The 11,347-nt window shown below is 69.1% G+C and carries 17 protein-coding genes; 13 read left to right on the top strand and 4 right to left on the bottom strand.

Annotation, left to right across the window (positions count from 1 at the left end):
* The first annotated feature begins 372 nt into the window (after positions 1–372).
* The 11 genes from nifB to PKE44_RS03660 all read left to right on the top strand — a co-directional run bounded on the left by nifB (position 373) and on the right by PKE44_RS03660 (position 6,688).
* The gene (gene nifB / locus PKE44_RS03710) at positions 373–1,872 is read left to right on the top strand and encodes a nitrogenase cofactor biosynthesis protein NifB (RefSeq protein ID WP_324548329.1); all 1,500 of its coding nucleotides are present in this window, start codon (positions 373–375) and stop codon (positions 1,870–1,872) included.
* 175 nt (positions 1,873–2,047) lie between these two features.
* The gene (locus PKE44_RS03705) at positions 2,048–2,242 is read left to right on the top strand and encodes a 4Fe-4S dicluster domain-containing protein (protein WP_324548327.1); all 195 of its coding nucleotides are present in this window, start codon (positions 2,048–2,050) and stop codon (positions 2,240–2,242) included.
* A 10-nt stretch (positions 2,243–2,252) separates the two neighbouring features.
* Positions 2,253–2,600: an iron-sulfur cluster assembly accessory protein gene (locus PKE44_RS03700; RefSeq protein ID WP_324548326.1), complete on the top strand. Its 348-nt coding sequence runs from the start codon at positions 2,253–2,255 to the stop codon at positions 2,598–2,600.
* A 200-nt stretch (positions 2,601–2,800) separates the two neighbouring features.
* Positions 2,801–3,313, top strand: coding sequence for a tetratricopeptide repeat protein (locus tag PKE44_RS03695; protein WP_324548325.1), 513 nt, complete (start codon positions 2,801–2,803; stop codon positions 3,311–3,313).
* Positions 3,300–4,073 carry a 4Fe4S-binding leucine-rich repeat protein gene (locus PKE44_RS03690; protein WP_324548324.1) on the top strand — a complete coding sequence of 258 codons (774 nt, stop codon included), beginning with the start codon at positions 3,300–3,302 and terminating at the stop codon, positions 4,071–4,073. Before PKE44_RS03695 ends, PKE44_RS03690 begins: the two co-directional genes overlap by 14 nt.
* Before the next feature lie 14 nt (positions 4,074–4,087).
* Positions 4,088–4,375: a nitrogen fixation protein NifZ gene (locus PKE44_RS03685; protein WP_324548323.1), complete on the top strand. Its 288-nt coding sequence runs from the start codon at positions 4,088–4,090 to the stop codon at positions 4,373–4,375.
* A 6-nt stretch (positions 4,376–4,381) separates the two neighbouring features.
* A complete protein-coding gene (locus PKE44_RS03680) occupies positions 4,382–4,675 on the top strand; it encodes a nitrogen fixation protein NifZ (protein WP_324548322.1) in 294 nt (97 codons plus the stop codon).
* A complete protein-coding gene (nifT, locus tag PKE44_RS03675; RefSeq protein WP_324548321.1) occupies positions 4,672–4,884 on the top strand; it encodes a putative nitrogen fixation protein NifT in 213 nt (70 codons plus the stop codon). The genes PKE44_RS03680 and nifT overlap by 4 nt, the downstream gene beginning before the upstream one ends.
* 2 nt (positions 4,885–4,886) lie before the next feature.
* A complete protein-coding gene (locus PKE44_RS03670) occupies positions 4,887–5,153 on the top strand; it encodes a DUF6129 family protein (protein ID WP_324548320.1) in 267 nt (88 codons plus the stop codon).
* A gap of 180 nt (positions 5,154–5,333) precedes the next feature.
* Positions 5,334–6,182: an SIR2 family protein gene (locus PKE44_RS03665; RefSeq protein WP_324548319.1), complete on the top strand. Its 849-nt coding sequence runs from the start codon at positions 5,334–5,336 to the stop codon at positions 6,180–6,182.
* Positions 6,183–6,376: 194 nt separating this feature from the next.
* Entirely contained in the window at positions 6,377–6,688 is a 312-nt protein-coding gene (locus tag PKE44_RS03660) for a hypothetical protein (RefSeq protein WP_324548318.1), read from the top strand.
* An 84-nt stretch (positions 6,689–6,772) separates the two neighbouring features.
* Here the strand turns inward: PKE44_RS03660 and PKE44_RS03655 are convergent, their stop codons facing one another.
* Genes PKE44_RS03655 through PKE44_RS03645 form a run of 3 tightly spaced genes read right to left on the bottom strand, consistent with a single transcriptional unit; the run spans position 6,773 to position 9,292 of the window.
* Positions 6,773–7,378: a carboxymuconolactone decarboxylase family protein gene (locus tag PKE44_RS03655; protein ID WP_324548317.1), complete on the bottom strand. Its 606-nt coding sequence runs from the start codon at positions 7,376–7,378 to the stop codon at positions 6,773–6,775.
* Positions 7,379–7,412: 34 nt separating this feature from the next.
* Positions 7,413–8,087 carry an MOSC domain-containing protein gene (locus PKE44_RS03650; RefSeq protein ID WP_324548316.1) on the bottom strand — a complete coding sequence of 225 codons (675 nt, stop codon included), beginning with the start codon at positions 8,085–8,087 and terminating at the stop codon, positions 7,413–7,415.
* The gene (locus tag PKE44_RS03645; protein WP_324548315.1) at positions 8,084–9,292 is read right to left on the bottom strand and encodes a YbfB/YjiJ family MFS transporter; all 1,209 of its coding nucleotides are present in this window, start codon (positions 9,290–9,292) and stop codon (positions 8,084–8,086) included. Before PKE44_RS03645 ends, PKE44_RS03650 begins: the two co-directional genes overlap by 4 nt.
* 108 nt (positions 9,293–9,400) lie before the next feature.
* Here PKE44_RS03645 and PKE44_RS03640 point away from each other — a divergent pair, with 108 nt between their 5' ends.
* Both PKE44_RS03640 and PKE44_RS03635 read left to right on the top strand, forming a co-directional pair.
* Positions 9,401–10,288 carry a LysR family transcriptional regulator gene (locus tag PKE44_RS03640; protein ID WP_324548314.1) on the top strand — a complete coding sequence of 296 codons (888 nt, stop codon included), beginning with the start codon at positions 9,401–9,403 and terminating at the stop codon, positions 10,286–10,288.
* A 172-nt stretch (positions 10,289–10,460) separates the two neighbouring features.
* Positions 10,461–10,955 (top strand): flavin reductase family protein, encoded by a 495-nt coding sequence (locus PKE44_RS03635; RefSeq protein WP_324548313.1) that lies wholly within the window; start codon positions 10,461–10,463, stop codon positions 10,953–10,955.
* A 15-nt stretch (positions 10,956–10,970) separates the two neighbouring features.
* Here the strand turns inward: PKE44_RS03635 and PKE44_RS03630 are convergent, their stop codons facing one another.
* Complete coding sequence (locus PKE44_RS03630) at positions 10,971–11,339, bottom strand: ArsC family reductase (protein WP_324548328.1); 369 nt, start codon at positions 11,337–11,339, stop codon at positions 10,971–10,973.
* Positions 11,340–11,347 lie beyond the last annotated feature (8 nt).

Raw genomic sequence — 11,347 nt, 5'->3', positions numbered from 1 at the left:
AGCCTGCATGGTGTGCAGCTTTGTTGCATACCATGCAGCCCTGAATCTGCATCCGGCGTACACGCTGCGCAGCAAGCTGCACACCCTGCGGTTTGCTGACCCGCACGCCTTGCCTGCGCCTTCCAGGCGCTGCCGACACAAGCCGTCCGACGTGGGTTCTCCGACATGACCACAACGGGGATGTCGGTTTCGATACACGCGACAATCCCTGCAAGGTCATGATTTTCAATAGCTAAATGGATGTGGCATTGCGCTTGCTCCTCCCTGTCACAAGCCCTGCCTCGGGTTATACAGACAAGAAGGAGTGCCGCCGTGTCACAGATCATCTCCCTCTCCAGCCTGCAGACCATTCGCCCCGAAGTCCGCGAGCAGATGAAGCAGACGCTCGCCGATCATCAGGGCTGTGGTACCAGCGGTGGCAGCGGCAAGTCGAGTTGCGGTTCCTCGGCCGGCCCGGCCGACATGGCCCCGGAAATCTGGGAAAAGGTCAAGAACCACCCGTGCTACAGCGAAGAGGCGCATCACCATTACGCCCGCATGCACGTGGCGGTGGCTCCGGCGTGCAACATCCAGTGCAATTACTGCAATCGCAAGTACGACTGCGCCAATGAATCGCGCCCCGGTGTGGTCAGTGAAAAGCTGACGCCCGAGCAGGCCGCGCGCAAGGTGCTGGCGGTGGCCTCGACGATTCCGCAGATGACCGTGCTCGGCATTGCCGGCCCCGGTGATTCGCTGGCCAATCCGGCCAAGACCTTCGAAACCTTCGAGCGCATCTCGAAGGTGGCGCCGGACATCAAGCTCTGCCTTTCCACCAATGGTCTGGCGCTGCCCGAGCTGGTGCCGATGATCAAGAATTACAACGTCGATCACGTCACGATCACCATCAACATGGTCGATCCGGAAGTCGGCGAGCAGATCTATCCGTGGATCTTCTACAAGAACAAGCGCTGGAAGGGCCGCGATGCCGCCAGGATCCTGACCGAGCGCCAGCTCGAAGGTCTGGAGCTGCTGACCTCGGCCGGCATTCTCGCCAAGATCAATTCGGTGATGATCCCGGGCATCAACGACCAGCACCTGATCGAAGTCAACAAGGCGGTCAAGTCGCGCGGCGCGTTCCTGCACAACATCATGCCGCTGATCTCGGAAGCCGAGCACGGCACCTACTTCGGCCTCAACGGCCAGCGCGGCCCGACCGCGCAGGAGCTGAAGGCGCTGCAGGATGCCTGCGAAGGCGACATGAACATGATGCGCCACTGCCGCCAGTGCCGCGCCGATGCCGTCGGCCTGCTCGGCGAGGATCGTTCGGCTGAATTCACGCTCGAAAAGCTGATGGAAAAGACCGAGATCGAATACGACCTCGAAGCCCGCAAGGCCTATCAGGAACTGGTCGAGGCCGAGCGTCAGGACAAGGTTGCGGCGCGCGAGAAGGAAATGGCCGAAATGGCCAGCGTCGAATCCGACACCAAGATCCTGATCGCCGTGGCGACCAAGGGCGGCGGCCGCATCAACGAGCACTTCGGTCACGCCAAGGAATTCCAGATTTACGAGGTCTCGACCGCCGGTGCGAAGTTCGTCGGTCACCGCCGCGTCGATCTGTACTGCCAGGGCGGCTACGGCGAGGAAGAAGGTCTGGACACGATCATCCGCGCGATCAACGACTGCACCGCGGTGTTCGTCGCCAAGATCGGCGGCTGCCCGAAGAACGATCTGCAGGCCGCCGGCATCGATCCGGTCGATGCCTACGCCTTCGAATACATCGAGCAGTCGGCGCTGGCGTACTTCAAGGATTACGTCGCCCGCGTCGAGAGCGGCGAACTCGTGCACACCGCGCGCGGTGATGCGCAAATCCGTCAGGGTGCCTTCGCGGCCTGATGCATGTCAGGCCGGTCACAGCGGGACGCTGCGCTTTCTGAGCCCCTCGCCACTTGCGGGGGAGGGGCTGGAAAGAAAGGGAGAAACACCAGGCAGTCCCGTGTGACCGGCAGTACCGGCTTTCACCCAGCGTTTCCACGCTTTTCGTTTCGCAAACCGTAAAGGAGCTGCCGTCATGGCCTACAAGATCATCGCTTCCCAGTGCACCGCCTGCTCGGCCTGCGAGCCGGTCTGCCCGAATGCCGCCATCTCCCAGAAGAAGGGCGTGTTCGTGATCAACCCGGTCGATTGCACCGAGTGCGAAGGCCAGTACGACGAGCCGCAGTGCGCGGCCGTCTGCCCGGTCGACAACACCTGCGTGCCGCGCTGAGCCTGCCCGCATGAGCGCGCCGACGATGAACCTCAAGGTCAGCCGCAAGGCGGAGAAATTCATCCGCCGCATGATCACCTTCAGCGGCAAGGCCGGTGGCTTCCGGCTCGCCGTCAAGGAAGGCGGCTGTTCGGGGATGTCGTATGACTTCAGCATCGAGGCCGAACCCGCGGCCACCGACGCCGTGGTCACGACCGAGACCGGTCTGCAGGTGTTCGTGCCGGCCGAGTGCCAGGCCATGCTCGATGGCATCGTCATCGAGTGTGAGGACTCGCTGATGAACACCGGCCTGACCTTCTTCAACCCCAACGCCGCGAAGAGCTGCGGCTGCGGCACCTCGTTCACGCCGGCTGCCTGAGTCCGGATACCGCACGAGAGAGAGATGAGGGGGCGGCGGTCATGATCCAGCAAATCACCCTGTCCGCACCGTCCCGGCCGCTGCCGCTGCCGCCGCCCGCCACGGGCGGCGGCAGCCGGACGCAGCGTCCCGGCCGGCGCCGGAATCTGGCCCTGACCAATCCGCGCCCCGCGCCGCACACCATCGACCGGAGCACCGCCATGCCGCAGGTCTGGGAAGACGCCTGGCTCGCCCGCAGCATCGAGGCCGGCCTGCCGCGGCAGGCCGAACTGGCGCTGCTGCTCGCCGCCCGCAGCTACCACGATCCGGTGAAGGCCGAAGCCTTGCTGCAGGAGGCCGAGGCCGCCGCGCCCGGGCATCTGGCGCCGCTGGTCGGGCTGTACAAGTTCTACTTCTACCAGGGGCGGCTGGCGCAGGCGCTCGAAACCGCCGAACGCACGCTGCTGAAGGTCGCCCGCGACCTCGGCCTGCCCGAGGACTGGCGCGCCGTCGAGCGCGGCAGCCGCGATTTCTCCGATTACGCCGACGGCCCGCACCGCATGTATCTGTTCGTGCTGAAGGCCTACGGCTACCTGCTCGCACGCCTCGGCGAACTCGCCGGCAGCCGGGCGGTGTTCGAAAAACTGCGCCTGCTCGATCCGGCCGACCGGATCGGTGCCAGCGTGCTGCTGCAGGTACTCGACCGTGGAGGACGCGACGATGAAGACGACTGACGACGCCATCCCGGTGCTCGGCTGGCAGGGCGAGGCGCTCGACTGCAGCGCTTGCGCACACACGGATCTGTACGCCGAAGCCGGCTGCGAGCCGGGCCGCGCCTGCGTCGAGGACCGCTACGCCAAGCGCATCGACCGCTTCTTCGCGCGCAATCCGCAGCTCGCCGATGGCCAGCTCGAACACCCGTACTTCGAGGTGCGCGCCGTCGCCTGCAAGTACGCGAGCGTGTTCCGGCTGCCGGCGATGCTGGCGGACCCGGACGAGACCGTGCGTGCCAGTGCCGCGATGCGCGTGCCGCCGCGCCAGCTCGAAGCGCTGATCGACGATCCGCACCGCGAGGTGCGCATCCGCGTCGCCACCCGGCTCGATCCGAACCGGCTGTTCGCGATGGCCGCGGACGAGGACTACTACGTGCGCCGCGTCGTCGCGCAGCGCATCCCGGCGAGCTATCTGCCGCAGATGCGCAAGGACCCGGAAGCCACCGTGCGCGTCGAGGTCGCCCGGCGCATCGCACCGATCTGGGTGCTGACGATGCATGCCGATGCCGATGCCGCCGTGCGCTGCGAGGTCGCGCGCCGCGCCCCGGTCGAGCGCCTCGGCCTGATGGCTCGCGATGCCGACTGCCGCGTGCGCTGGGAAGTCGCGCTGCGCGCGCTGCCCGACGTGCTGATGCGCCTGCTCGCCGATGCGGTCGAGCCGGTGCGCGAGCTCGCCGGCCGTCGCCTCGACGAGCCGGATTATCTGGCCGAAGAAGCCTGAGGCCTGATTCCATCATGAAGATTTCGCGTGATTCCGATGTCGTCGAGCTGAACGGACCGCCGCATTTCGAATTCGGCGAGAAGGTCAAGTCCCGGCGCAACATCCGTAATGACGGCACGTTTCCGGGCCGGGAGGTCGGCGACATCCTCGTGCGCAAGGGCGACGAGGGTTACGTCGTATCGATCGGCACCTTCCTGCAGCAGTTCTACATCTACGGCGTCGAGTTCGTCGATCACGGCTACAAGGTCGGGATGCGGCGCAAGGAACTCGAATCGCTGGATTACGACGACGACGAGGACTGAACGGCCATGATCGAATCCACCACGCCGCGTTATGACTGGGGCCTGCAGGTCACCGTCACCGACCACGTCTACAACGACGACGGCACCTTTCCGGATGTCGAGGAAGACGCGCTGATCATCGCCGCCGGCAGCATCGGCGAGATCGTGCGCGTCGGCCTGCACGAGGAATCCAACATGCCGGTGTATCTGGTCGATTTCGGCATCCGCGTCGTCGGGCTTTCCGAAGACGAGATCGTCCCGTACGAGGGCGATGGCTCCGCACCCGTTTCCGAAACCAGTCCTCCGGGAGTCCCTGCATGAAAGTCATGATCCGCCGCGATTCGGCCGGCAAGCTGTCGGTGTACGTGCCCAAGAAGGATCTGGAAGAGCCGGTCATCGAACAGGAAAAGGACGACCTGTGGGGCGGCACCGTGCGCCTCGCCAACGGCTGGCTGCTCGGCCTGCCGGAAATGGCCGCTGACACCCGCCTGCCCATCACCGTCGAAGCGCGCCGGCTCGAAGGAGACTGACCATGATCCAGCCCGCCGAACTTGCCGACATCGGCCAGAGCCTCGAAACCCTGACCGGCACGGTCGGCGATCTGGCCCGTGCGCTGCGCGAACGCTATCCGCACCTGAGCTTCTCGGTGTGCGACGCGAGCGACGTGCAGGAAGACCCGATCGCGCAGACCGGGCGCTTCGACCTGCACCTGATCGATGCCCGCGAGCACTGCCTGCGCCTGACGCAGCAGTTCGAGCAGGCCACCGGCGTGCTGCTGGCCGCGCGTCGGCTGCACTGAAACCGCACTGATCCCGCGATGCCGTCGCGCCGGTTCCGTCACCCGCGGGGACGGCACCGGCGGCCGGCGACGGACCGCGACCGTCGCCGGCGCCGGCGCGCCGGCCGGCAGCAGAGCTTCGCGAACGGGCCCCAGGGCCTGCTCGCAACCGAACGCAACCGCCTCCAGGAGTCCGCCGCGATGAGCGACGACATGCTGATCGATACCCTGCGCGCCGAACTGGCCGCCGGCCGCGTCGTACCCTTCCTCGGCCCCGGCCTGCTGGCGCTCTGCGCCGATGGCAGCGCCGTGCCGGCCTCGCCGCTGGAACTGGTCGGCGTCATGACCAAAAAGGTTTCGGTGCCGCACAAGCTCAAGAACAAGCTGCCGGGTGCCGCGCAGTACATCGAGAACTTCAAGCACCGCAAGACGCTGAAGAACCTGATGGATACGGCCTACGCGCCGGCGGTGACGCCGTCGCCGCTGCATGCGTGGCTCGCCGCGCAGCCGCTGCCGCTGATCGTCACGACCTGGTACGACGACGTGATGGGCGCCGCGCTCGCGTCGCGCAGCGACTGGGGCCGCATCCAGGGCGTGTCGCAGGCCGAGCACCGTGACGGCTGGACGCATGCCTTCGCCGCCGACGGCAGCCGTGTCGAGGCGGGCGCTGCCGAAGCCTGGACGACGCTGCTGTACCAGCCGACCGGCGCCGTTGCTCCGGCCGGCAACTACATCGTCTCGGATTCGGATTACGTCGAGGTGCTGACCGAGATCGACATCCAGACGCCGATCCCGGAGCGCGTGCAGCAGCTGCGCAGCGAGCGCAGCTTCCTGTTCCTCGGCTGCCGCTTCGATGATCAGCTCGCGCGCAGCTGGGCGCGCCAGATCAGCAAGCGCTCGGCCGGGCGCCACTACGCGGTGCTGCCCGAAGAGCCGACGAAGAACGAGCTGCGCTTCATGGAGGAATACGGCATCGAGCGCATCGAGCTGCCGCTCGCCGAATTCGCTGCGCGTCTGACCGGTGCCGGCGCCATCGCCGAGCCGGCCTGATCCTCACCATACCGACCGCCGCAGTTCCGGAAGCAGCGCCGGGACTGCGGCGGTCGGCTTTTGTGCCGGCTTCGTGCCCGGGGGGAGATTTTTGCCGGTTGCTGCATCCACCGGCCGGCTGCGCGCGAATAGGGAGGTGTGGAGCTTGTTCGCTCCCGTCCCGATCCCGAAATCCTTCCCCGAGGAGCGCCGCCATGAACACGAACACGAATGTGAATGCCAGGACCGCCAAGCACCTGCGCCTGATCGCCGCTGCCGCCGTGCTGTACGCCGGCTTCGGCGCCGTCGCCCACGCCGGCGATGCCGACAGCGTCTACGGCGAGGAATGGCGCGCGGTGCTGCAGGATCGCCCCGGCAGCTACGGCTACGCCGACCGGCACATGCAGCCGCACATGCCGGTGGCCGACGCGAAGCGCAGCAGCGATGGCCAGCGCACCTGCGCGCTGGACAGCGATTCGCCGCTCAATCCGCGCGGCGGCCGCAACAGCCAGACCGGCACCTGCTGAACACGCTTCGCCGGCTCTTCGATCCGGACGGCCCGCCTGCTGGCGGGCCGTTGCATTGCGGGCCGGCGGGGCGCAGTCCGTCGCTCAGGCCGGAAACGCGGACAGCCGGCCGGCCGGGGAATCCTGCGGGCCGGGCGTGCGGGCGACGTTCATGATCCAGCACACGCTCACGAAATAACCGGTGAGTGCCGTCAGTTCGACGGTGCCCGGTTCGCCGAACAAGCCGGTCGCTTCGGCGTAAGTCGCATCGCTGACGCCGTGCCGGTGCATCAGTTCGGTCACGAAATCGACCGCGCAGGTTTCATCAGGCGCCAGATCGCGCGGGCGCCTGCCTTGCAGCAGGCAGTCGATCACCTCGGCTGCCACTCCGGCCTTGAGCGCCAGCGGCGCATGCATCAGCCATTCGAACTGGTTGTGCGTTTCCCGGGCCACGATGCAGATCGCCAGTTCGCGCACGCGATCGGGCAGGCTGCCGCCGAAGCGCAGCGTTTCTCCGGTTTTGCCGATGCATTCCATCAGCTGCGGGGTCTGCAGCAAGGGCACGAACGGGCCGAACAGGGCTTTGCGCGGGCCGTCGATGATGGCCTGAGCCGCCGCGCGCTGGGCTTCGGACATGGCTTCGCGCTCGGGGACCGGCAGGCGTTGCGCCGTCGAAGGCCCGAAACCCTGGGGGACGGCCTGCGCAGCCACTGGTTCGTTCATGCCGGATTCTCCCGGTGAAGGTTCAGCCGCGCCGATGCGCCAGTCGCTGCGCGAACGCCTGCCGCCAGACCGGGGCGAGCGTCGGCCAGCCGGCGAGGCGGGCGAGGGTGGCGGGGTCGGTGCCGTCGATCCACGCATCCCAGACCGCCTGCACGCTCGGGGCCTGCGGATCGGGGCTGCCCTCGGGGATCAGCGGGGACTGCGGACCGAAATCGCCGGCTTCGCACACGCGGTACAGCCAGCCGCTGCGCCGCGTCGCCTCGACCGCGCGGGAAAGTCCCGGCAGGTCGTGGCGATGGTCGAGCTTCCAGCACGGCCGGCGCGGCTGGCTGACTTCCACGAGCGCCGTGCCGATGCGAAAGCGCTGGCCGATGCGTACCTGCGCCTCGGTCAGGCCGCTCGTCGTCAGGTTCTCGCCGAAGCCGCCGGGCACGAAGCCGGCGGCGTGCTGCGGGTAGTGGCGGCGCCAGTATTCGTAGTGCTCGCCGGGGTAGTGCAGCAGCGCGCGCTCCGGACCGCCGTGCCAGCGGCGGTCGACCGGCCGGTCGCCGTCGATGCCTTCGGGGCCGAGCCGGCAAGGAGCGTTCAGCGGCTCGCGGAAGATCGCGCTGACCTGGCCTTCCTCGGGCAGCACGCCGCGCCGGCCGCGGAACAGGCCGACGATGCGGATGCCGGTGTCCGCGACCGGCGTGCTCACGGCGCCGTCTCCAGCCGCGTGGCGACGCCCGGCTGCGGGTGCAGGCGCGTCAGCATCAGCAACGCGACGACCAGCGCGCCGGCGGCGAGCGCAAGCGGCAGGCCGAAGCCGGCACCGCTGCCGATCAGCGCCGAGGACAGCGCCGGGGCGAGGATCTGGCCAAGACCGAAGCTCGCGGTCATCAGGCCCATGGCGCGGCTGGCGCGGGTCGGTTCGGCCTCGCGGGCGACGGCGAGCGCCAGCCCGACCACGGCGAGGAAGCTCGCGCCGAACAGCGCACCGCCGGCGAGCGCACCGAAGGCGTTCGGCAGCAGCAGCGGCAGCGCGACGCCGGCGGCCTCGGTGGCGAGGGCCGCGGCCAGCGCGAATTCGGTGCCGCGCCGGCGCGCGATCACGCCCCACAGCAGGCTCGCCGGGATCGCCGCCAGCCCGGCGACCAGCCAGCAGGATTCGGCAACGAGTGCCGGCAGCCCGAGCGTGCGCACGATCACCGGCAGGAAGGTGGCGCTGACCGAGTAGCCGAAGCCGGCGAGTCCGTAGGCGGCCACCAGCCAGCCGAGGCGCACCGGCTTTGCCTCGCAGGCAGTGCGGGCCATCGCCGCGGCGGCCGGGGCCGGGCGCAGCAGCGGCCGGCAGAGCGGCAGCAGCAGCGCGGTCGCGATTCCGCTCAGCACCCAGACGCCGGCCGTGCCGACGCCGAGCCGGTCGAGCGCGGCGACCGCGAGCGTCGTCATCGCCATGCCGGCACCGATGCCGCCGTACAGATAGCCGGAGCCGGACGCGCGCCGCGCCGCCGGCAGGCGTTCGAGCACCAGCGCGCCGCCGAGCACCATCGCCAGCGCCGTCGCGACGCCGGCGATGAAGCGCAGCAGCGCCCACAGCGCGTAGCTGTCGGTCAGGCCCATGCCGAGCGTGGTCAGCGCGGTCGCGACCAGCGCCAGAGCCACCACGAGGATGCGCCGGGCCGCCGGCACGCCGAGGGCCGCGTACAGCGCGCCGGCGAGGTAACCGACGAAGTTGACGCTCGCGAGCCAGCCGCCGCCGGCGGCATCGAGCGCGTGCTCGCGCAGCATCAGCGGCAGCACCGGCGTATACAGGAAGCGTCCGACACCCATCGCCAGCGCCAGCGCGACGATGCCGGCGAGCAGCAGCCGGCGTTCGTCGGCCGCGCTCGGGGAGGGATTCTGCAGCTCGGCGGTGCTCATCGCGGCGCCCTCGCGGACGGTGGGGAATGTCCGCGCAGCCTAGTCGGGATATTCTATCGAATAAAATGAATTATTCTGTTCAGGTCCTATCACCGGGAGCGATGGATCATGGACCTGCAGGCGCTTCGCATCTTCAAGGCGGTCGCAGACGAGGGCAGCGTCACGCGCGCCGCCGGGCGGCTGCATTACGTGCAGTCGAACGTCACCGCACGGCTGCGCGGGCTGGAGGAGGCCCTCGGCACCGAACTCTTCCACCGCACCGGCCGGCGGCTGGCGATCACGCCGGCCGGGCGCACGCTGCTCGCCTACGCCGAGCAGATCCTCGGGCTTGCCGAGGCTGCGCGGCAGGCCGTGCGCGCCGACGACGTGCCGCAGGGCACGCTGGTGATCGGTTCGATGGAGACCACGGCCGCGGCGCGGCTGCCGGCGGCGCTGTCGGCCTTTCATCGCGCGCATCCGCAGGTCGAGCTGCAGCTCGAAACCGGCACGACCGAGGCGCTGCTCGCCGACGTGCTCGCCTACCGCCTCGACTGCGCGCTGGTCGCCGGTCCGCAGCATCATCCGGAACTGCACGCCGAGCCGGTGTTCGTCGAGGAACTGGTGCTGATCACCGAGGCCGCGCACCCGCCGGTCGGCGGGCCGCGCGACCTGCACCGGCCGCAGATGCTGTCGTTCAGGAGCGGCTGCGCCTACCGCGGCCTGCTGGAGCGCTGGCTGATCGATGGCGGCGTGCGCCCGGCGCGCATCGCGAGCTTCGGCACCTTCGAGGCGATCATCGGCTGTGTGGCCGCCGGCATGGGCGTGTCGCTGATGCCGGCGAGCGTCGTCGAGCCGCACCGGCGGCTCGGCACGATCCGCACGCACCGCATCGAGGCAGCGTATGCACAGGTCGCGACGCTGTTGGTCTGGCGGCGCGATCAGGCCCGGCATGCGGCGCGCGAGGCCTTCCAGGCGACGCTGCGCGCCTGCGCGGGCAGCACGGAGCAGGCGGCATGAACGGCGGCGGCGGCAGACTGCACCCGCTGCACCTCAAGCGGGCAGCGGCCGGCCGGCATTGCCCGGTGGCGGTGCCGCCGGCTGCGCCTTACGATGCGCGGCCTCGTTCCGGCCGGGCGGCCCCCGCGTCCGGGCCTGCCCAGTACGCCCAGCTTCCGGGGATCACCCGCCGATGACTGCCTTCGACAGCCTCGAATTTCGCCGCACGCTCGGGCGTTTCGCGACCGGCGTCTGCATTGCCGCGACCGTCGATGCCGACGATCACCCGGTCGGCATGACGATCAACTCCTTCGGCTCGCTGTCGCTGGAACCGCCGCTGATCCTCTGGAGCATCGGCAACGGCAGTTCGCTGCGTCCGGCCTTCGAGAAGCACGGCTACTTCAGCATCAACGTGCTGCGCGTCGATCAGGTGGCGCTGTCGAACACCTTCGCGATGTCGCCGGGGGATCGCTTCGCCGGGCTCGACTGGACGGCAGGCCTGGGCGGCGTGCCGCTGCTCAACGACTGCCTGGCGCGCTTCCAGTGCGCGGTCGAGCGCGTGCTGCCGGGGGGGGATCACCAGCTGATCCTCGGGCGTGTGGTGGCGCTCGAAACCTTCGACGGCGAGCCGCTGCTCTTCTACGCCGGCGGCTACCGGCGCATCGGCGACAGCGCCGGCGGCTGGTGATTGCGGGCTGGGGACTCAGGCGCCGGCCAGCCAGTCGGCCAGCCCGTTTTCGTCCCAGCCGAGGCGCAGCGCGCCATCGGCACGCACGAGCAGCGGCCGGCGGATCAGCGCCGGCTGTTCGAGCATCAGCGTGCGGGCGAGGCCGTCGTCGAGCTGACGGCGCAGGTCTTCGGGCAGCGCGCGCCAGGTCGTGCCGCGGGTGTTGAGCAGGGCGGCCGTGCCGAGCACCGCGATCCAGCCATCGAGCAGTGCCGGCGGCAGGCCGTCGCGCCGGAAGTCATGGAAGCGGTGCCCGATGCCCAGCTCCGCGAGCCGGCGCCGGGCGCGGCGCACCGTGTCGCAGTTCGGGATGCCGTAGAGCGTCAGCAGGGTGGCGGCAGACATCGCGTCGG

Origin of the sequence: Plasticicumulans sp. (assembly GCF_035331805.1) — a bacterium.
Classification (GTDB): Bacteria; Pseudomonadota; Gammaproteobacteria; order Competibacterales; family Competibacteraceae; genus Plasticicumulans.
The sequence above is the reverse complement of the archived record's forward strand: the minus strand, read 5'-3'. Positions and strand labels throughout refer to the sequence as shown.

Coding starts and splice junctions, on each gene's coding strand:
- PKE44_RS03670 (WP_324548320.1), top strand. CDS start 4,887: ATGATCCAGCCCGCCGAACTTGCCGACATCGGCCAGAGCCTCGAAACC.
- nifB (WP_324548329.1), top strand. CDS start 373: ATGAAGCAGACGCTCGCCGATCATCAGGGCTGTGGTACCAGCGGTGGC.
- PKE44_RS03645 (WP_324548315.1), bottom strand. CDS start 9,292: ATGAGCACCGCCGAGCTGCAGAATCCCTCCCCGAGCGCGGCCGACGAA.
- PKE44_RS03640 (WP_324548314.1), top strand. CDS start 9,401: ATGGACCTGCAGGCGCTTCGCATCTTCAAGGCGGTCGCAGACGAGGGC.
- PKE44_RS03665 (WP_324548319.1), top strand. CDS start 5,334: ATGAGCGACGACATGCTGATCGATACCCTGCGCGCCGAACTGGCCGCC.
- PKE44_RS03630 (WP_324548328.1), bottom strand. CDS start 11,339: ATGTCTGCCGCCACCCTGCTGACGCTCTACGGCATCCCGAACTGCGAC.
- PKE44_RS03635 (WP_324548313.1), top strand. CDS start 10,461: ATGACTGCCTTCGACAGCCTCGAATTTCGCCGCACGCTCGGGCGTTTC.
- PKE44_RS03685 (WP_324548323.1), top strand. CDS start 4,088: ATGAAGATTTCGCGTGATTCCGATGTCGTCGAGCTGAACGGACCGCCG.
- PKE44_RS03680 (WP_324548322.1), top strand. CDS start 4,382: ATGATCGAATCCACCACGCCGCGTTATGACTGGGGCCTGCAGGTCACC.
- PKE44_RS03660 (WP_324548318.1), top strand. CDS start 6,377: ATGAACACGAACACGAATGTGAATGCCAGGACCGCCAAGCACCTGCGC.
- nifT (WP_324548321.1), top strand. CDS start 4,672: ATGAAAGTCATGATCCGCCGCGATTCGGCCGGCAAGCTGTCGGTGTAC.
- PKE44_RS03700 (WP_324548326.1), top strand. CDS start 2,253: ATGAGCGCGCCGACGATGAACCTCAAGGTCAGCCGCAAGGCGGAGAAA.
- PKE44_RS03705 (WP_324548327.1), top strand. CDS start 2,048: ATGGCCTACAAGATCATCGCTTCCCAGTGCACCGCCTGCTCGGCCTGC.
- PKE44_RS03695 (WP_324548325.1), top strand. CDS start 2,801: ATGCCGCAGGTCTGGGAAGACGCCTGGCTCGCCCGCAGCATCGAGGCC.
- PKE44_RS03690 (WP_324548324.1), top strand. CDS start 3,300: ATGAAGACGACTGACGACGCCATCCCGGTGCTCGGCTGGCAGGGCGAG.